Source organism: Bradyrhizobium sp. 62 (assembly GCF_023073035.1).
Classification (GTDB): Bacteria; Pseudomonadota; Alphaproteobacteria; order Rhizobiales; family Xanthobacteraceae; genus Bradyrhizobium.
Map to the genome: position 1 here is coordinate 54,153 of NZ_JADPIT010000029.1, position 18,865 is coordinate 73,017.

Here is an 18,865-nt window from a genome sequence, read left to right on the forward strand (position 1 = left end):
TCTCGGTTCTAGCCTCGCTGCCTCTGGAATACTGGATCACCCGCTCCAGTGCGCAATGCGCACAAGGCGGGTGATGACAGCTGCGCTTGAGAAGGCACCCTCGAATCAAAACCGCCGCGCCCCTTTCGGAACGCGGCGGCTGGTGATGCGTGATGTCAGCGATCAGCTGTTGCGCAGGCCGTCGGCGGCGCGCTTCCACTGCGAGACGTTGTCGGCGATCATGCGGGTCGACTTCATTGCGGCCTGGCTGAGCTGGGCGTAGCCGGAGATCTCGCGCTGGACGCGCTGGCCTTCCGCGTGGAGCAGGTCGCGCAGGCTCTCGAGCTCGGAGATCAAATTCTCGATCTCGGCGAGGGAGGTGCCGGCGACGCGCTGGATCAGCGAGTTGACGTTGGTGACGGTGGCCTCCGCGCTCGGATCAAGCGGCGGCGCGTCCGTGGCGGTCGCTGCCGGACGGCGCAGATAGGCGATGTCGTTGCGGACGAAGTCACGGATGCCGGCTTCGACTTCCGTCACTGCGGCGAGGTTGGTGTCGATGGTCTCGGTCTCGGTGCCTTCGGTCTTTTCCGGACGCATGGCGTTCATCGTTGTTCCCCTGTTCGCGTTGAGCGCAGCGCGAGTGTCCCCCGCACGACGACGTCAGTCTGGGACTAGGGCGTCGGATTTTGGCCGCAACTTGGCCGAGGTGCGGCAAGGGCGGTCCATTCGTGGGCTTTGCCGTGGCGTATGGTTACGGAAGTCTGAACGCAGCCGCGCCGAACTTTCTGGTTCCTCATGGTGAGGAGCGCGAAGCGCGCGGCGGACGGCGCTGCGCACCGCCGCGAGAACCATGCAGGCCCGGCTCTCGCAGTAGGGCCTCGATCCTTCGAGACGCGCTCCGTTGGAGCGCTCCTCAGGATGAGAGGGAGAGTGGACCTACCAGCTCTTCTTGAAACCCGCCGTCAGGCTCTTGTTGATCGCCCCTTGCGAGGTTTCGCCGACCGAGCCGGAGACGGTGACGTTGTCGAAGAGCTTTTGTTCGGCGCCGATCTTGCGCAGCCATTTGTCTTCGGTGGTCGACAGCGACTGGCCCGCGGTGATGCTGGTGCCGGTGTCGGTGAGGGTGACCTTGGCCGACTGGTCGGTCTCGTAATTGCGCGTGACGTGACCGCCGACGCCGGGGAGCGCCGTGGTGCCCTGCTGGTTGACGCTGTAGCCGTTCTGGAGCGTCAGCGACGTGTCGCCCGACAGCGGCACGGACTTGGTCAGCGAGGCCCCGAGCTTGCTCTGTTCGGCGCCGGGATCGACGCGGGCTTCCACCGCGGTCTTGTCCCAGATCGCGCCCGCGCCCGGCGCGGTCGCGGCCGCCCAGGCGCTGCCGGACGACTGAGGCACGTTGCCGCCATTGGTGGCCTTCTGCGCCAGGAGCTCCGACATCGTCCGCGGCTCGCTCGTCACCGTCATGTCGGCGCCGATGCGGGCGTCCCAGAATGAGGATACCGACTGCTTCACCGTCACCGCCGAGGAGCCGTTGCCGTTGGCGTTCGTCGCCCAGTTCAGCCCGTCCTTGGCGGCGGCCTGCGCGCGCTTCTTGGCGGCGACGATGTCGTTGAGCGTGCCGGCGTCGATCGCGAGCTGACCCCAGTCGAGCTTGTCGACGTCGATGCCGATCAGCACGTCGGGGTCGTTGACGTCGGGGGCCTCCGCCGTCTCGGCCTCGTCGGGCGCTGCGGCCGGGCCGGGGGAGAAGGGCGGAATGATCTGCGCCGAAACCGTCAGCACCGATCCCAAGATGAAAGCGGCCGCCAGCATCGGCAGCCTGGTCCAGCCAAACCCTGTCGCGAATTCCATCGTCCTGCCCGTCAGCCCAGTTCCCGCCGAGGATGCGGAACCATCGTTGCGAAATTGTGGCGGTTCCATCAAACGCGAACCAACGGGCCGCGCGAAAGGCGCGCGCCCGATGACGAGCTTCTCCAGCGATTGCATCCGGCGGGGCTGGAGGCCAGGACGCGTCGCGGGGAGCATCAGCCATCGGTCCCGAACAGCGGGGCCCGTTGGTGTTCCGTTCAGCCGACGCTGGTCATCTTCGGCAGATGAATGGCGCGGCCGAGTGCCTGCTCGACCAGATCAAACGTGTCGATCAGTACGCGCATGCTGGTGAGCTTGCCCGCCCTGAACTGGGCGAACTGCGCCACCCGCAAGCTGATCGGCTTGCTGGAATCCAGCGCGGTCAGTGAATAGCGCAGCATCGAGGCGGCGGAATCGACGCCGAGCATGATGCTCTCGCGGTCGAAGCGGCGGACCTGGAAGTTGTCGGCGAACTGGCGGATGACGTCGAGTACGGCGTCCTTGCCCTGGCGTGCGCCGAGGAACGGAAACATGTCGATCGGGCCGTAGAGCGCCCACTCGACGTCCTCGTCGATCAGGGTCTCGATGTCCTCGAAATGCCGGTCGTTGATCGCGCGGTGCAATGCGCGCGAGAAACGCCAGAGGCTGTGCTCTGTCATCTTGGGCAGTCCTGAAGCTGGTTTGCGAAAAACGAAAAGCAACCCTAGGCGCACAGGAAGGTGCCGCGGGGTCGCTCAACTCATTTGTATACGAACAAAATACGCCGTTTCGGCCAAAACGCAATTCACGTTTTTGCAATGCACAATTGATCATGGCGTGTGAGATTTACAATAGAACCCCGTATTTTACCGGTCTGGCCGTCTAGCCCCCGTCCACCCGCTCGCCCACGATCAGCGGGCCGATCTCACGTTCCAGCACCTGCTGCACCAGATCGTAGGAATCGATGATCTCGCGGATCTGCGCCACCTGGCCGTGGCGGAACGTATAAAATGTGGCCATGTCGACCTGAATGATGCGGTCGTTGCTGCGCTTCCTGAAAAACACGCGCAGATAGGCCGCGACAGCATCGCCTTCGGCGACGATCTGCGGCACCTCGTAGCGGATCTCGGCGTATCTCTCCTGCACGGTGCGCCAGAATTCACCGAGTTCCTTCTTGCCGTGGCAGGGGCCCATGTGCGGCAGCACGTCGATCGGCGCGTGGGTGAGAAAGTCGACGTCGTCGGTGCAGCACGACAGCGCGGCCTCGAGATCGCTGCGTGCGATGGCGTCGAGCAGATGCAGCACGCGCTGGCGATTGAGCTTCTCGACCGTCATTCCGCCCGTCCCTCGTTGGCCGTGTGGAGTTCGCGCAAGCTAGCGCGCGGCCTCGGACCCCGGCAATCCGCAAAACCACAGGGGATGTTGCAGACGATATGACGCGCAAGCGCAATGCCAGGTTCATGGCTGCAATTTAGGGTTGAGTTACCGCGCGCCTGCACGAATTCGCGCGGCATTCGGCTGCATGGCGCGCGAAGCACAGCGTGCGCGCGCCGCACCGAATGCGGGAACCGGGACGGGCCCGTGCTTGTTGAGACTGCGACACCGCATCCGGAGACATTGATCCATGAAATCCCTCGCCGCCATCGCCGCCGCACTTCTCATGCTTGGCGCGACCTCCGCCGCCAACGCCAAGGGCTGCATCAAGGGCGCCGTCGTCGGCGGCGTCGCCGGCCACTATGCCGGTCATCACGGCGTCCTCGGCGCCGCCGCCGGCTGCCTCTACGGCCGCCACCATGCCAAGGAGCAAGAGCAGGAAAGGCGGCAGCAACAGCAGAGCCAGGTGAACGGGCAGGGCAAGCTGTAATTCCTCGGTATTCCCGACCAGCCGCCACATCGACGGTCTGCTCCCTCGCCCCGCTTGCGGGGAGAGGGTGGGGTGAGGGGGAGTCTCTCCGGGGACGGGGGCAGTTCGACTTGCGGAGGGCTCCCCCTCACTCGAATCGACCTCTCCCGGCAAGCGAGGCGAGGTAAAGAGCCGGCCCGACGTACCGCGTGACCCATCTCACATCACGCCTTCCCCGCAGCGCCTAACGTCCTCCCCATGTCATCAGGGAGACGTGCCATGGCCGCCATCGCCAGAGTCAGAAAGTCCAGCCTGCACAACGCGCTCGAAGGCCTCGTGCTGACGGCGACGCTGCAGAGCTTCCCGACCTTCGCCGCCGCCGCCTTCCTGCTCAAGCTGGTCGGCAATCACGACCTGGTCGGCGATCCCGGCGTCGCCATCTTCGTTGCCATCGCCTCGCTCGGCCATGCGCTGCTTGCGGTGACCTTCGGGCCGAGCTTCCCGCACCTCTTCAAGACCGTCTACGAACCGAAGTTCTTCGAGGCCCATTTGTCGCTGGCCGACAAGATCACGGCATGGCGCACCCAGCCGGTCGCCTCGCTGCAACTCGTGACCATCGTGCTGCTGCTGTCGGTGATGGCGGTGGTCACGGCGAGCGTGGGGTAATCGCATCATGCCCTTCATCACCGCGTCGAAATCCGGCCCGCTCAACTGGTTCGAAGGCTTTGCGCTCACCACGATCCTTCAGGGCTTCCCGATCTTCGCCGCGGCGTCGCTGATGGTGAAGCTGCTGGGACATGACCGCGGTGGCAATCATGTCCTCACCATCGCGATGGCGTCGATCTTCTACAGCTGTCTCGCCATCTGGGCGGGATCGACGTTCCCGAGATTTGCAAAGAACGCCTACGAACCGCTGTTCTTCGACGCCAACCTGTCCTTCTCCGACAAGATCGCCCGCTGGCGCGCCAAGCCGGCGACGTCGATGCAACTGGTGGCCTCAGTGCTGCTGCTATCGCTGCTGGCGGCAAGCGTGGGGTGAGGGAGCGCTCTCATTCCGTGGCCCCGCAGGGCGGCGAGGCTGGAATCCATAGGCATAACCAGCAATGATTTAGATAGTCGTAAGTCAGTCCGTTTGATGTGAGCGCAGAAATTCCTTGGCTGCATCCCGCGTCGCAAACCGGCCAAGCTCCTCATAATCGGGCTCGTCCTCCGCTTCCTCCGACGAGCGCAGCACAACGAACTTGCCGCCCTCTGTCACGATGAGTTCGGTCAAGTCTTCGCTGTTGAATGGCGTCATGTCCCGGAAGCCGCAGTGCGGACATTGGTCGTCGCAGGTGCACGACCATTCGTCAGTCCATATCTTGTTGCACCGACCGCATCGATAGAAATTCAGGAACCATGCCATATCGAACCTCACGTTTTCAAACGGTAGCTGCCGCGAGAAACGAACTCGATAAATCCACGATCACGTAGATACTGAAGCTGTTGGCGTATCTTTGGTCTGACGTTCTGGTTGCCTGGATAAACCTCGCCGAGATGCCGGTCGAAAGCATAAGCTTCCTCCAGGGTGAACTCACGCCTGCCCAGCGACTCCACGCATTTCAGTACATCCAGCAACCAGCCCCGCGCTTCCAGAGATTTGCTCCGCAGAAAGAGCGTTTTCTTCCATTCTCCGAGTACCAGTTCTTTTGGGCGGACGACGCCGTTCTGCACGATATGGATTTTACCGGACTCCGGCACCTTGCTTAGCAGAATGTTCGATCCGATCCACCCGGCACGCCGTGCGGTCGCCGCGAGCGGTTTTCGCTCTTGAATAATTTTCGGGACAAAGAAGTGCTTCGGTACGATGAAGAGATTAACAACCGCGAGTGATTGCCGATCGTAGTTCATCAGCAAAAGGTTGGGATTGTTGCTGGCGGCGAGCCGTTCGCACTTCGTTTTGTAAGCGCCGTCCGACACCGTCGGGCCGAACCTTCCCTTCTGGCTCTTGAGCTCAAATTCCTCCTTGCAGGATGCGCAGAAGAAATCGGCAACCGGGCTGTTGTTGGGGAATTGCGACATTTTTGCATTGCCGCAGTCAGGACAATAGGCCCACGCCTTGACCCAAGCCTCCGTCCATGCACGGGCGCTTTGCGAGCCGCTTGTGTACGAGGACTGGGTTTCTTTGAAGCCGAGTTTCATAGGACAGCGTAGCGAAACCTCAATCCTTGAGTCGCGTTCGATGCTCGGCTTTAACTGTCTCTGGGTCTGAAAAGAATCTGATTAGGTCGTTCAAACATACAATATCGGCCAATTTTGACTTCTCGTACCAAAGAGAATGGGTCGCGCCATAGAATTGTCGCGAGGCTCCCTCCTCCCCGACTAGGTAGCTTCGGAGGGCAAACCGTTCATGATATAAATCTCCGATGCTCCAGCAGATGATTGTGTGAATTTCGTTCTGAAATTTCAGCTCCTTAGCAAAATCGGATATCAGCCCATCTAAGTCTAACTTGTATTCGAGCACTAGGGGGCGTGTCTCCCTGGGTGCAACGATTTTAGGATTGATACCCAACGGATTGCTTGCAGCATTGAACGCGTGCGCTTGGCTATTGTCGAATCGACAAACGTAGCATCCATCATATCTAGTCTGCTGGTTTGTTCCTAAGAAGCGGATCCCCCTTATAACCTGCATGCCAACTAGTTCGTGGAAAATAGCAATGACGTCCTGCTCCGATTGTGGCGCGCTCGTGTAAGCGAGGTGGCTCTCTTGAAAGGCAAATTCGAGCGGATGGAGTGCTCGATGAGCCTTCCGGTCTTCTAGCCAATGGTACGTCTCCGTTTCGTCGGCCACACTAGCCGCGCCGGTATCCTCACGCATCAGGTATAGATAGCGCTTGAATATATTCACGACTTGCCGCGAGAGGTCCTCAGCTAATGATTTGAGCTCGGGCTGAAATACTTTCCGGCCCATGTCAGGATTTCCATCCACGAAATGGACGATGACGTGTGTAGCTGCCTGATATCCAATTGTGGATGTAAGGGGAATGACCATCGGATCACCCTGAATCATAAAGTCGCTTGCGATCAACAAGCCCCCCTTCATGACGAGAGGGTCTTTTCTGAGGCGCAATACTTCTGCCTGAAATGCCTTCCAGCTTTTGGCGGTACTAAGAAAGCATCCGTAAACAGAAACATTGTGGCGTCGAATTAGCTCTTCTTGATCAGTCTCGAATCGCTGCCCCGCAAATGGCGAGTTTTCGCCGATGATTTGATCAGCACTCCATATACCCCATATCGCGTCGATACGTTTCAGCTCTTGAGGAATCTTTGATGAGTCGCCTTCTATGCCAACAACCGCCTTAACAACTTCATCGTAAGAGCGCACACGCGGTAGAATCTCCGATATTTCATGCGGGTAAGGATACTCTACGTACGCAAACTCTTCCTGAGTTAGGTTGTTGCTGTAGTCTACCACCGCGATGTGCACCTTAACCTTCGGAGGTGTAGCTCCAGCAAGATAGATGCCGCCAAGAGGCGTCCGCATACGAAGTAGCTGATACCACTGCTGAGCAGTTGTTGCTCCCCACCATCCAAGGTCCGGCCTGACGCCAGGAGGAATTGAAATCTCTATTGCGGTACCGGATGTTTCATTCGCGAGTTCAGATGCCTCGAAATCGTCCCCCTCGAGTCTAGGTCGAGAATACGATCCGGTAGAATCTTCCGCCCATTGACGGCCGCCGGCAAGCTTCACTGCTATCGTTGAGTTCTTTTGCTTGGTAAACAGACGTATCTGCCCAAATCCGTAGGCGAGAAAGGTCGCGCCGACGCCCTTGTGACCACGAGCCTCCTTCCGATTCTTGAAGCTGACGTTTGGCCGAAAGCAGAATTTGAGTTCGTCAAGCGACATCCCAGCGCCGTTGTCCACGATGCGGATGATTCGGTTGACGATATCGATCTTAACTGACAGCTTCGGCGAATATCCCGGCTCCGCCGTTTTAAGTTTCTTGTCGCAAGCGTCTAAGGAGTTCTGGATTATCTCCGAGAAAATATCAAAATAGCCAGTGTAACTCTTAAGAATGTTTTGAACGACGCGTTGGGTGGCTTCTTCGAAAATACTCTTATCGTTGGCGCCAAAGTTCACTCCTTCCGCGAGTGGATCGAAGCCATCAAGGCCATCCTTTGTCTGAACTTGAAGCTCTTCAATCGCCATAACCGCTCCCCGGATTGCTGTTAGGAGCGAAGCTATCGCAAGTTGAAGCAGCGAGGAAGGGCTTCATAAAAAGTGCCCTGCAAATTGCGCGAGCCGTTTGTTTGTCCCTACCTCTTCTTCCACCCACCTCTATGCCCCGGCGCCCCTCCGCTCGACCGCGGCGATGGCCCGAACTCCGGCCCCGACTGCTTTGAGTCCGTCGGCTGGATGATGCGGCTTTCGCCGCCGAACGGTTTTGATGGCAGCGCGCGATCGGCGCGATAGGGGAGGGATTCCGGGCCGTGCATCTCGTCGAGATGCGGCTTGTGCACCTTCGAGCCGCTGCCGCCGCCGCTCGCCTTCAGCGCGGAGCTCACGGTCTTCTTCTTCATGGCGCTGACCGGCAAATTGGCGGCGTCGCCGTATTTCTTCGCTCCCGCATAGGCGCCGGCCTTGCCCTGCACCGTGCGCTGCTTGACGGTGGGATCGTCGACCACCGCGAGCTCGGTGGCGCGCAGGCGCTTGACCTCGTCGCGCAGGCGCGCGGCTTCCTCGAAGTTCAAATCGGCGGCGGCCTCGCGCATTCTCGTTTCGAGATCGCCGAGCACGGCCTCGAAATTGTGGCCGATCGAGATGACGTCGTCGGTCATGTCATGGCCGCCGATCTCGACCAGCACATGATCGCGCTCGTAGACGCTGTTCATGATGTCGCCGATCGACTTCTTGATGCTCTCCGGCGTAATGCCATGCGCCGTGTTGTACTCGACCTGCTTCTCGCGACGGCGATCGGTCTCGGCGATGGCGCGCTCCATCGAGCCCGTCATCTGGTCGGCATAGAGGATCACCTTGCCGTCGACGTTGCGCGCGGCGCGGCCGATGGTCTGGATCAGCGAGGTCTCGCTGCGCAGGAAGCCTTCCTTGTCGGCATCGAGGATCGCGACCAGCGCGCATTCGGGAATGTCGAGGCCTTCGCGCAGCAGATTGATGCCGACCAGCGCATCGAACGCGCCGAGGCGCAGATCGCGTATGATCTCGATGCGCTCGATGGTGTCGATATCGCTGTGCATGTAGCGGACGCGAATGCCCTGCTCGTGCAGATATTCGGTGAGGTCCTCCGCCATGCGCTTGGTCAGCACCGTGATCAGCGATCGGTAGCCGGCCTGGGCCGTGGCGCGGACCTCGCCGACGAGATCGTCGACCTGGGTGCGGGCCGGACGGATGTTGACCGGGGGATCAATCAGGCCGGTGGGGCGGATCACCTGCTCGACGAACACGCCGCCGCTCTCGTTGATCTCCCAGGCGCTGGGCGTGGCCGAGACCGCGACCGTCTGCGGCCGCATCATGTCCCATTCCTCGAAGCGTAGCGGGCGGTTGTCCATGCAGGAGGGCAGCCGGAAGCCGTATTCGGCGAGCGTCGCCTTGCGGCGGAAGTCGCCGCGGAACATGCCGCCGATCTGGGGAACGGTGACGTGGCTCTCGTCGGCGAACACCAGCGCGTTGTCGGGCACGTATTCGAACAGCGTCGGCGGCGGCTCGCCGGGCAGGCGCCCGGTGAGATAGCGCGAATAGTTCTCGATGCCGGCGCAGCTTCCTGTCGCCTCCATCATCTCGAGGTCGAAGGTGGTGCGCTGCTCCAGCCGCTGGGCCTCCAGCAGGCGGCCCTGGTCGTGGAGCTGGTCGAGCCGCATCTTCAATTCGGATTTGATCGACTTGATCGCCTGCACCAGCGTCGGGCGCGGCGTCACATAGTGCGAGTTGGCGTAGATCTTGATGAATTCGAGCTCGTCCTGCTTGTGGCCGGTGAGCGGGTCGAACTCCTCGATGGTCTCGACGGTGTCGCCGAACAGGTTCACGCGCCAGGCGCGGTCTTCATAGTGCGCCGGAAAGATGTCGATGACATCGCCGCGCACGCGAAATGTGCCGCGGGTAAAATCGGCCTGGGTGCGCTTGTATTGCAGCGCGACGAGGTCGGCGATGAGCTGGCGCTGGTCGATGCGCTCGCCCTTCTTCAGGGCAAAGGTCATCGCGGTGTAGGTTTCGACCGAGCCGATACCGTAGATGCAGGACACCGAGGCGACGATGATGACGTCGTCGCGTTCGAGCAGCGCGCGCGTCGCCGAGTGGCGCATGCGGTCGATCTGCTCGTTGATCGAGGAGTCCTTTTCTATGTAGGTGTCGGTGCGAGGGACATACGCTTCCGGCTGGTAATAGTCGTAGTAGCTGACGAAATACTCGACCGCGTTGTCGGGGAAGAAGCTCTTGAACTCGCCGTAGAGCTGGGCGGCGAGCGTCTTGTTCGGCGCCAGGATGATGGCGGGCCGCTGCGTGGCCTCGATCACCTTGGCCATGGTGTAGGTCTTGCCGGAGCCGGTGACGCCGAGCAGCACCTGAGAGCGGTCATTGCGATTGATGCCCTCGACCAGCTCGGCGATCGCGGTCGGCTGGTCGCCGCGCGGCTCGTAATGCGACTTGATCTCGAAGCGCACGCCGCCTTCGGACTTTTCCGGACGCGGCGGCCGATGCGGGGTCCACACCCTGGTGGAGCCGTCGTCCTTGCGGAACTCCGGTCGGCCCTCGCGGATCAGCGATTCCAGCGCGTCGGCGGTCGCCTTGACGCCGAGCGCCTCCATCTTGCTGCGCGGCGGGCGCGCCAGGGCTTCGGCATCGTCCTCTTCCGTCGGAAGACCGAGCTGACGGGCCAGTTCCGGATCGAGTGTCGGGATCGTGGCCGCAGTTCCGTAATTGGCCTGCGGTGCCTCGTCGAAGCCCGCGTTGCGGGCGCCGGGCGGCTGCGGATTGAGCCGCAGCGGCATCGGCCGTGTATTGTCTTGCGGAAACTCCTTCGGCGTCGAGGCCCGCGCGCGATGCGCGGCGGCCTCGCCCCCGGAGCGGCGGTCGCGCGAATTGTCCGGCGGCGGCTGCAGGCCGGTGCCCGATCCGAGCCCGGCATCGCCGCGATTGATCGCGGGATTGAGCAACTCGGCCAGCGCCGGCCCGATCGGCTGCACGTCGGGGCGAGACGCCTTGGAATTGGGCGCCTTCGCGTTCGGAGCCTTGGTCTTGGGGGATTTCCCGGATTTTTCGGAGGATGCAGGTTTCTTCGCCATGCTCCGAATATGGGGCGAGTCCGCCTCGCAATAAAGAGCGAATGCCCCTCCCGGATCAGACTGCTGACAGCAGGTTGGCAGCAGGATTGGATCGCCGGATCTTGCGATCAGGCCGCCGGCGACGGTCCCTCGTCGTCCCCGGCCGCCTGACGTGGCTCGAGGATGTCGAGGTGGATGCCGCCGCAATCGGTGCAGCGCATGGCCCAATACTCGCATCCGGCACGGCCGCCGATCACGCGGAGCACCGTGAGATCGCCGTCGCATTCCGGGCAGCTGGACAGCACATTGCGGGAGTAAATCCTCGGCCGCGACGTGTCTTCGAATTCGATGACTGACATGACCGGTTTCCCCCTTTGACCCTGCGCCGTTCCTTGGTTCGCTTGCAGTCCCGCTCGCCTATTCGTCGTCGCTGTCGTCGGCCCGCCGGCGGAATCGATCGATGTGATGCTTGGCATGGGCAATCGCGGCATCGGGATCGGGCCAGGCGAAGCCGACTTCCATGGCCGGAAACAGCACGCCGTCGATGGCAACCGGGCTGAAATCGGCACGCCGGATCCGGGCGTGCCAAAGTCCCTTGCCCGCTTCGAAGGATTCGATGTCAAAGCCGTCGTAGAGGGTCGTCATTGCAGTCCCCAAAATGTTTTGTTCGAGCGCCTTGTTGGAGGGTCAGGGGACCACATTTGCGGATTTCAGGATGTGAAGCCGTTCACAAGCGGCGGGCTTTTTTGCCCAAAGGGCGGCTGCAGCGTCAGTTCCGCGCGCTGGTGCGGCCGGTCCGCCGGACCGGACGGGCGGCGGGTTCCGACGCCGCGCGCATGATCCAGCGGCGGAACGCGGCAAAGTCGCGCTGCTCGGTCTGGAAGCTGCGATAGAGCAGGTACCAGCGCATGCCCTTGGGCACGGAGAGGTCGAATGGCGCGACCAGTCGGCCGGCGGCGAGATCGTCGTCGATATAGGGCCGGATGCCCATGGCGATGCCGAGCCCGTCGGCGGCAGCCTGAAGCGCCTGGCCGTAGAACTGGAACTCCGGCCCCCGCGCGTTGATGCGCGCGAGGTTCGCGGCCTTGAGCCAGATCGGCCAGTCCTCGGGCGAATGCGCGACGCGGATCAGGCTCGGTCCCCTAAGATCGGCCGGGCGCTTCAGCGAGGAAGCCAAGCGAGGCACGCAGACCGGCGTGAGGTCGCCGGCGAACAGCGGCTCGGCCACCAGCCCGGGCCAGTCGCCGGTCCCGAGCTGGATGCCGCAGCTCCAGTCTTCGCCGAACGGCACCGACGCGCCGCCGGTGGTGAAGCGCACCTCGATGTCGGGTTCCTCGTTGCGAAACTCCGACAGGCGCGGGATCAGCCAGCGCATCGCGAAGGTGTGGCCGATGCCGATGGTGAGCACGCGGAAGCTCGAGGGCGCCGTCACCTGGGCGGTGAGGCTTGCGAGCGCATCGAAGATCGGGGTCAGCCCGCTCTGATAGGCGCGGCCCGCCTGCGTGAGCAGCAGCTTGTTGGCCTTGCGCTCGAACAGCGCGACGCCGAGCCGTTCTTCCAGGATGTGCACCATGCGGCTGACCGCCGCTGCCGATACGCTCAGCTCGAGGCCGGCCGCGGCAAAGCTGCCGGCCCGCGCCGCGGCTTCGAATGCCTTGATGCCGTTGAGAAACAGCAAGCGTCGCAAATGACCGACCCTCAGGAAAGCTGATGCAAGGCCAAGATAACTCAGTTTGCGTAGACGGCGCAAGCGGGGCACGTTTCTCTTCGCTCGCGCCGCAAGCGGGGAGAAGGCCAACCGGAGATTTTTACGTGACGCCCATCATGATCGCTGCCCTTGGATTGCTGATGGTCGGCACCGCGTTCTTGTCGGGGCTGTTCGGGATGGCGGGCGGGCTGATCCTGATCGGGGTGCTGCTGGCCCTGATGCCGCTGCCGACCGCGATGGTGTTGCATGCGATCACGCAGATGGCCTCAAACGGCTGGCGGGCCTTTCTCTGGCGCGCGCATATCCGCTGGCGGCCGGTCGCAAACTACATGGTCGGCGCGGCTGTCGCGCTCGCGGCGTGGTCGCTCACGCGCTACGTACCCGACAAGCCGGTCGCGCTGCTGCTGCTCGGCATCACCCCGTTTATGGCGCGGCTGCTGCCCGCGAACATCAAGCCGGATCCCGACCGTCTCTGGCAGGGCACCGTCTACGGCACGATCTGCATGGGCCTCATGCTGATGACCGGCGTGTCGGGGCCGCTGCTCGACACCTTCTTCCTCGGCGGCGATTTCGGCCGGCGCGAGAAGGTGGCGACCAAGGCGATGTGCCAGCTCGTCAGCCATTTCACCAAGCTGATCTATTTCGGCGGCGTGATCGACCAGGCCGCGACGCTCGATCCCGTGCTCGCGGCCGTCGCGATCGCAGCATCCATGCTCGGCACCACGCTGGCGCGGCGCATCCTCGAAGCCATGACCGACCAGCAATTCGTGGCCTGGTCGATGAAGCTGATCACCACCATCGCCTGCTACTACGTCGCCTATGGCAGTTGGCTGCTGGTCCGCACGCCCGTGCTGGCGGCCTTCGACAAGGGAGGTTTGCAATGAGCGAGACTGCCGACCCGCTGGTGCTGGACTTCGTCGAATGGGTTGCGCGCGAGCCGCGCGCCTATGCCGAGGTGATCGCGACCTGGAAGACCTCGTGCCCGCGCCTCACCATCTGGGAAGACGCCGCCGACCGCGGCTATGTCGCGCGCGAGACGCTCCCCGGAATGGGGCTGGTCATCGCGGTGACGGAAGACGGCGAGAAGCTGCTGCGCACGAACGGGCGGTGAGCATGTTGCTTCATGCTAGCTCTCACCCGAGCGCTACCGCGAAGGCGCCGCAAGGCGTGGCCGGATGATCTCGACCATACGCTCGGCCGAGGTGCCCGGCGGAAAGAAGCCGAGATATTTCCCGTAGCCGTCCATGAGGTAGATGAAGGAAGTGTGGTCGATTGTGTAGTCGCCGGCGTCCTTGCCGATCGGGATCTTGGCAAAATAGACCTTGTAGGCCTCTGCCGCTGCCCCGATCGCGTCGAGGCTGCCCGTCAGCCCGAGCAGCCGCGGATGGAATAGCGGCACATATTCGGCAAGATGCTGAGCCGTGTCGCGTTCGGGGTCGAGGGTGATGAAGACCGGCTGGACGGCTTCGGCGTCCGGCCCGAGCTGCTCGAGCGCCTGTCCGATCGCCATCAGGTCGGTGGGGCAGACGTCAGGGCAATAGGTGAAGCCGAAATAGACCAGCATCAGTCGTCCGCGGAAGTCGCGGTCGCTGCGCGGCTTGCCGGTCTGGTCGATCAGCTCGAACGGGCCGCCGACCGGCTCCCGATTCCACATCAGGATGTCCATGGTCTCCGCGGCCGAGCGCGCCTGCGCCGCTCCCGCGCAGGCAAGCGCCAGCGTCACGTACAGCCAGGCGCCGGCAGGTCGCATCACAGCCCGAAGGTGAGGCGGCTGCCTGTCGTCGTCACCACCACCTTGCCCTCCATCTGGGCATTGGCTTCCTGTGCGAAGTTGAGCCCGCTGCAATGCATGGGCACTACGACGTCAGGGTTGAGCGCCTTGATCTCGCGACCTGCGCGAGGTAGTCCTTGGGCGCGGGACCGAGGTGAAACCCGCCGACGACGGCGTGCACTTTCTGGATGCCCGACACTTCCTGCGCCTGCTTCACCGAGTTAACGATGCCGACATGGCCGCAGGACGAGATCACGACGAGACCGAGATCCCGCACATTGAAGCAGGTGGCGTGCTCGTGGATGTGCTCGTCCGGCACGATCTTGCCTTCCATCTCTGCCGGCAGGTAATGCCCGACGTTGCAGCCCAGCCCATCCTTGATGCCAAACTCGACCAGGGTGTTTGGCAGTACGCGTTCACTGCTGCGGCGGGTGATCTTGCCGGTGGTGAAAGCGTGGTCCGCGACTACTGTTGGCGTCTCGCATAGCACGGTCGTCACTTTCTGCGCCGCGAGCGACCGGCGATCGAGGGTGCCGAAATCGGCGAATTGCCCCTGCGTCGGCGTCGGATTGACGCGATGGCAGAAATTATCCTCGCCGCCCGCATAGAGCTTGATGTCGGCGGGCAGCTTGTCGCGAAATTTATCGAGAAAGCCGTTCAGACCGCCGAAATGATCGTAGTGACCGTGGCTGACGATCAGCGCGTTGAGCTTGGCCGGATCGACGCCGATCAACGCCATGTTATTGAGCAGCACCTCGGGCGTGTATCCGTAGTCCAGCATCAGCGTGCGCTGGTTGCCGCCGCCTTCAGATTCCAACCAGAGCGACAGGCCCCATTCGTTGTGCAGCGATTTGCGGAAGTCGCTGCCGCGCGCGGCCGGCGTGATCGAGACGCCGTTGATTTGCTTGGGACGGAAGAACAGATCGAAGCTCGAATCCACCAGTACGCGCATCGAAAGCTTGTCGACGGTCGGGACGGTGATCGGCGCTGCGCTCGCGATCTCGACACAAGTGAAGGCATTGGCGGCCGCGGCGCCGGCAAGCGCTGCCGAGCCGAGAAGGAAATCGCGCCGTGGAATGGTTGTGGTCATGTAATGCCTCCCAAAGCTTGAAATGCCCGAGCTTAGGTCCAATCCAGTGCCAGCTCAACAAGCCGCGAGCAGATTCGGCGCCGGCGCGGGCGAGGTAACTGGTTGCCGGTCACACCCAGGCCATGGCGGCAAGACCGCTTTCTTGCGCTCGTAGCTATGACGGCTACTCTGTTCGCAAACCGCAGCAACGGGACCAGCCATGTCACTCAAACTTTACGAACTCGTCGGCATCGACGCCTCGCGACCGTTCAGCCCTTTCTGCTGGCGCACGCGGATGGCGCTGGCGCACAAGGGCCTTTCGGCAGAATCGCTGCCCTGGCGCTTCACCGAGAAGAGCGCGATCGCGCCGCACGGCTCGGAGAAGGTTCCGGTGCTGCTGCATCACGACCAGCCGGTGGTCGATTCCTGGGCGATCGCGACCTATCTCGAAGACAAGTTTCCGGACCGTCCGTCGCTGTTCGGCGGCGAGGGTGGCCGCGCCATGGCGCGCATGCTCAACGCCTGGGGCGACATCGCCATCGTCGGCGGCATCTTTCCGCTGATCATCGCCGACATCCCGAAGAATCTGGACGAGGTGGACGCCGCCTATTTCCGCCAGTCGCGCGAGGCGCGTTTCGGCGGCAAGACGCTGAAAGAGATTATGGCCAGCCGCGATGCCGGCGTGGTCGCCTTCCGCAAATCGCTTGAGGTGATGCGGCAGACCCTGAAGAAGCAGCCCTTCATCGGCGGCGCCGCACCGAACTATGCCGACTACATCGTGTTCGGCGGTTTTCAGTGGGCGCGCGTGACGAGCCCGTTCAAGCTGCTCGAGGCGGACGACCCGGTCTACGCCTGGCGCGAAAAGCTGCTGGAGGCGTTCGACGGCATGGCCCGGAAGTCACCGGGGCACGCGGTGTAAGCTTCGTAGCCCGGATTACGCTTTCGCTCCATCCGGGCTATGCATCGCCGCCGCCTCACGCAAGCAAGCCCGGCACAAACAATCCTCGCCCTTGACCGGCATCGGTAGCCGCGCCGTTTCTTCCGCGCACCAGCAGGTGCCCGAGAGGTCGCAGCCGAACTCGGTGCCGCAGCGGGAGCAGGCGAGGCGGCGCGCTTCCTGCACTGGAATGTCTTGCGGATTTGTCATGATTTGCGCAAAAGCCGGGCTGTCATTTTCATGCCGGGTTCATCTCCCGCTGCGGTATATTAGGCCTCGCGCACGTATCAGGAAAGTGGTTGGCAACGCGCGAAGGACACATCGATGGCCCGCGATTCGCAAGCCGCGCTCGTCGCGCTCAACCGTTTCGGCTTCGGCGCCCGTGGCGGTGCATCCGGCGATCTCATCAACGCGGCCTCCGATCCTCGCGGTTTTGTGAAGGCGGAACTCGCGCGCCCCAACGCTGTGCTGCTGGAGTCGCCGGGCCTGCAATCCACGCCGCAGCTCGGGCAGGCCGTGTTTGCCTATCAGGACCAGGTCAAGCAGGCGCGCGAGGCCGCCGCCAAAGCCGGCGCGCCGGCCGAAGCGCCGTCGCAAGCGCCGGCCGATCAGAAGCCGGGACCGCGCCGCAATCTCTCGCTGAACGCCGTGGCAACCGAGATCGCCGGCCAGATGGCTGAGGCCAAGCCTACTGAAAATAAGCCGATTGATAACAAGCCGGCGGACAATATGGCCAAGCCGTACACCATGCAGCCCAACGCGGCCGCGCCGGCTGCCGCAAAACCTGCCCCGCAGCCGCTCAACGTCATCCAAAAGACCTTTCGCGCCGAGGCACTGGCGCGGTTGCAGCGCGCGACCCTGGTCGAATGCGGCTTCACCGAACGTCTGGTCGTGTTCTGGTCCAACCATTTCTGTATCTCCGCCAGCAAGGGCGAGCTGGCACGGATATGGGCCGGCGCGTTCGAGCGCGAGGCGATCAGGCCGCATGTGCTCGGGCGTTTCGCCGACATGCTGAAGGCGGTAGAGCAGCATCCGGCGATGCTGTTCTTCCTCGACAACCAGCAATCGCTCGGACCGGACTCGCGCGCGGGCCAGAACCGCAAGCGCGGGCTCAACGAAAATCTCGCGCGCGAGATCATGGAGCTGCATACGCTCGGCGTCGGCGGCGGCTACACGCAGGACGACGTCACCTCGCTCGCGCGCATCATCACCGGCTGGACCTTTGCCGGCCGGCAGGGACAGCTGGGGGTGCCCGGTTCGTTCGTGTTCAATGTCAATGCGCACCAGCCCGGGCCGCAAATGCTGCTCGGCAGGACCTACGAGCCGACCGGCCTTGCGCAGGGCGAAGCCGCGCTTGCGGACATCGCACGCCATTCCTCGACCGCGAATTTCATCGCCACCAAATTCGTTCGCCATTTCGTCGCCGACGATCCGCCGCCGGCGCTGGTGGCGCGATTGCGCGATGTCTTCATCAAGACCGACGGGGATCTCAAGGCGCTCGCAACCGCACTGGTCGATTCCGACGAGGCGTGGAAGGCGCCGCTGACGAAGATGCGGAGCCCCTATGATTTCCTGGTCGCGAGCGGCCGGCTGCTCGCGCGCGTGCCGGAGGATCCCGGCGCCTATCTCAACAACCTCAATCTGCTGGGCCAGCCGCTGTGGTCGCCGGCCGGCCCGAATGGTTTCGCTGATACCAGCGCCGCGTGGGCTGCTCCCGAAGGCATCAAGCTCCGGCTCGACATTGCCGCGCAAATGGGCGCGCGGCTTGGGCCCAACATCGATCCGCTCGATTTGTTGGAATTTGCGGCCGCAGATGCGGCCTCGATCGAAACGCGCCGCACCATCGAGCGGGCGGAGTCGCGGCAGCAGGCGCTGGCGCTGCTGTTGATGTCGCCGGAAATGCAGAGAAGATGATGATGATCGACTGCGTCGAGAACCGGCTCCTCACCTCGCGCCGCGGCCTCCTGTTCGGCGGTGCCTCTTTTGCGGCGTGGGCATATTTGCCGAAATTCGCCCGCGCGGCTGATGGCCGGGATCCCCGGCTGATCGTGGTGATCCTGCGCGGCGCGCTTGACGGGCTTTCGACCGTCGCGCCGGTCGGCGATCCCGATTATGCCGGCTTGCACGGGGCGATCGCGCTGACGGCGGACGGCGCCCATCCCGCGATCATGCTCGATACGTTCTTTGCGCTGCACCCGGCGATGCCCGAGTTCGCACGCATGTATCGCGATAGGCACGCCGCGGTGATCCACGCGGTCGCGACGCCCTATCGCGACCGCTCGCATTTCGACGGCCAGGACGTGCTCGAAAGCGGCTACGCCGGCCCGGGGCGCGTGCAATCCGGCTGGCTCAACCGCGCGCTGGAAGCGCTGCCGCGCGGCGAGCGGGTATCGAGTGCTCTTGCCGTCGGCCCGACCACGCCGCTGGTGCTGCGTGGCAATGCGCCGACCGTCGGCTGGGCGCCGGTGGCGCTTCCG

General features: G+C 63.1%; 21 protein-coding genes and 1 pseudogene. 8 read left to right on the plus strand and 14 right to left on the minus strand.

Annotated features, from left to right (window positions below):
• Positions 1-162 precede the first annotated feature (162 nt).
• The 4 genes from IVB47_RS27000 to IVB47_RS27015 all read right to left on the minus strand — a co-directional run bounded on the left by IVB47_RS27000 (position 163) and on the right by IVB47_RS27015 (position 3,141).
• Positions 163-585 carry a hypothetical protein gene (locus tag IVB47_RS27000; protein ID WP_007614810.1) on the minus strand — a complete coding sequence of 141 codons (423 nt, stop codon included), beginning with the start codon at positions 583-585 and terminating at the stop codon, positions 163-165.
• Positions 586-915: 330 nt separating this feature from the next.
• Positions 916-1,830: a hypothetical protein gene (locus tag IVB47_RS27005; RefSeq protein WP_247465831.1), complete on the minus strand. Its 915-nt coding sequence runs from the start codon at positions 1,828-1,830 to the stop codon at positions 916-918.
• Positions 1,831-2,045: 215 nt separating this feature from the next.
• Positions 2,046-2,486, minus strand: a complete 441-nt coding sequence (locus IVB47_RS27010) for a nuclear transport factor 2 family protein (RefSeq protein ID WP_247465833.1) — start codon at positions 2,484-2,486, stop codon at positions 2,046-2,048.
• 202 nt (positions 2,487-2,688) lie between these two features.
• Positions 2,689-3,141 carry a nuclear transport factor 2 family protein gene (locus tag IVB47_RS27015; protein WP_247465836.1) on the minus strand — a complete coding sequence of 151 codons (453 nt, stop codon included), beginning with the start codon at positions 3,139-3,141 and terminating at the stop codon, positions 2,689-2,691.
• Between the two features lie 289 nt (positions 3,142-3,430).
• On the opposite strand from IVB47_RS27015, the gene IVB47_RS27020 reads away from it, so the two are divergent.
• The 3 genes from IVB47_RS27020 (at position 3,431) to IVB47_RS27030 (ending at position 4,688) form a co-directional block, all read left to right on the plus strand.
• The gene (locus IVB47_RS27020; RefSeq protein WP_247465838.1) at positions 3,431-3,670 is read left to right on the plus strand and encodes a hypothetical protein; all 240 of its coding nucleotides are present in this window, start codon (positions 3,431-3,433) and stop codon (positions 3,668-3,670) included.
• A gap of 258 nt (positions 3,671-3,928) precedes the next feature.
• Positions 3,929-4,315: a hypothetical protein gene (locus tag IVB47_RS27025; protein WP_247465840.1), complete on the plus strand. Its 387-nt coding sequence runs from the start codon at positions 3,929-3,931 to the stop codon at positions 4,313-4,315.
• Positions 4,316-4,322: 7 nt separating this feature from the next.
• Positions 4,323-4,688 carry a hypothetical protein gene (locus IVB47_RS27030; RefSeq protein ID WP_247465842.1) on the plus strand — a complete coding sequence of 122 codons (366 nt, stop codon included), beginning with the start codon at positions 4,323-4,325 and terminating at the stop codon, positions 4,686-4,688.
• Between the two features lie 84 nt (positions 4,689-4,772).
• On the opposite strand, the gene IVB47_RS27035 is transcribed toward IVB47_RS27030, so the two are convergent.
• The 7 genes from IVB47_RS27035 to IVB47_RS27065 form a co-directional block, all read right to left on the minus strand.
• Positions 4,773-4,946, minus strand: a complete 174-nt coding sequence (locus IVB47_RS27035) for a hypothetical protein (RefSeq protein WP_247465844.1) — start codon at positions 4,944-4,946, stop codon at positions 4,773-4,775.
• 116 nt (positions 4,947-5,062) lie between these two features.
• Positions 5,063-5,830, minus strand: a complete 768-nt coding sequence (locus IVB47_RS27040; RefSeq protein WP_247465847.1) for a DpnI domain-containing protein — start codon at positions 5,828-5,830, stop codon at positions 5,063-5,065.
• 19 nt (positions 5,831-5,849) lie between these two features.
• Complete coding sequence (locus tag IVB47_RS27045) at positions 5,850-7,838, minus strand: ATP-binding protein (protein WP_247465851.1); 1,989 nt, start codon at positions 7,836-7,838, stop codon at positions 5,850-5,852.
• 107 nt (positions 7,839-7,945) lie between these two features.
• Positions 7,946-10,924, minus strand: a complete 2,979-nt coding sequence (gene uvrB / locus IVB47_RS27050) for an excinuclease ABC subunit UvrB (RefSeq protein ID WP_247465853.1) — start codon at positions 10,922-10,924, stop codon at positions 7,946-7,948.
• Positions 10,925-11,031: 107 nt separating this feature from the next.
• A complete protein-coding gene (locus IVB47_RS27055; RefSeq protein WP_247403847.1) occupies positions 11,032-11,262 on the minus strand; it encodes a hypothetical protein in 231 nt (76 codons plus the stop codon).
• Positions 11,263-11,320: 58 nt separating this feature from the next.
• Complete coding sequence (locus IVB47_RS27060; RefSeq protein ID WP_007614796.1) at positions 11,321-11,548, minus strand: hypothetical protein; 228 nt, start codon at positions 11,546-11,548, stop codon at positions 11,321-11,323.
• A 124-nt stretch (positions 11,549-11,672) separates the two neighbouring features.
• Positions 11,673-12,590, minus strand: coding sequence for a LysR substrate-binding domain-containing protein (locus IVB47_RS27065; RefSeq protein WP_247465855.1), 918 nt, complete (start codon positions 12,588-12,590; stop codon positions 11,673-11,675).
• Positions 12,591-12,715: 125 nt separating this feature from the next.
• Here IVB47_RS27065 and IVB47_RS27070 point away from each other — a divergent pair, with 125 nt between their 5' ends.
• Positions 12,716-13,495 carry a sulfite exporter TauE/SafE family protein gene (locus IVB47_RS27070; protein ID WP_247403845.1) on the plus strand — a complete coding sequence of 260 codons (780 nt, stop codon included), beginning with the start codon at positions 12,716-12,718 and terminating at the stop codon, positions 13,493-13,495.
• Positions 13,492-13,722 carry a hypothetical protein gene (locus tag IVB47_RS27075; protein WP_247357987.1) on the plus strand — a complete coding sequence of 77 codons (231 nt, stop codon included), beginning with the start codon at positions 13,492-13,494 and terminating at the stop codon, positions 13,720-13,722. The genes IVB47_RS27070 and IVB47_RS27075 overlap by 4 nt, the downstream gene beginning before the upstream one ends.
• Before the next feature lie 33 nt (positions 13,723-13,755).
• Here IVB47_RS27075 and IVB47_RS27080 read toward each other — a convergent pair whose 3' ends face one another.
• Together IVB47_RS27080 and IVB47_RS27085 are read right to left on the minus strand one after the other, a co-directional pair.
• On the minus strand, positions 13,756-14,361 hold the full coding sequence (locus IVB47_RS27080) for an SCO family protein (RefSeq protein WP_247357988.1): 606 nt from the start codon (positions 14,359-14,361) through the stop codon (positions 13,756-13,758).
• A pseudogene (locus IVB47_RS27085) lies at positions 14,361-15,472 on the minus strand (MBL fold metallo-hydrolase). The gene IVB47_RS27080 and the pseudogene IVB47_RS27085 overlap by 1 nt, the downstream one beginning before the upstream one ends.
• 199 nt (positions 15,473-15,671) lie before the next feature.
• Between IVB47_RS27085 and IVB47_RS27090 the strand changes: the two are divergent.
• A complete protein-coding gene (locus IVB47_RS27090; RefSeq protein ID WP_247465858.1) occupies positions 15,672-16,370 on the plus strand; it encodes a glutathione S-transferase family protein in 699 nt (232 codons plus the stop codon).
• 15 nt (positions 16,371-16,385) lie between these two features.
• Here the strand turns inward: IVB47_RS27090 and IVB47_RS27095 are convergent, their stop codons facing one another.
• Positions 16,386-16,598, minus strand: coding sequence for a cysteine-rich CWC family protein (locus tag IVB47_RS27095; protein WP_247357991.1), 213 nt, complete (start codon positions 16,596-16,598; stop codon positions 16,386-16,388).
• Positions 16,599-16,712: 114 nt separating this feature from the next.
• Here IVB47_RS27095 and IVB47_RS27100 point away from each other — a divergent pair, with 114 nt between their 5' ends.
• Both IVB47_RS27100 and IVB47_RS27105 read left to right on the plus strand, forming a co-directional pair.
• The gene (locus tag IVB47_RS27100) at positions 16,713-18,302 is read left to right on the plus strand and encodes a DUF1800 family protein (protein ID WP_247465862.1); all 1,590 of its coding nucleotides are present in this window, start codon (positions 16,713-16,715) and stop codon (positions 18,300-18,302) included.
• 2 nt (positions 18,303-18,304) lie between these two features.
• A partial coding sequence (locus tag IVB47_RS27105) for a DUF1501 domain-containing protein (RefSeq protein ID WP_247465983.1) occupies positions 18,305-18,865 on the plus strand: 561 nt, incomplete at its 3' end.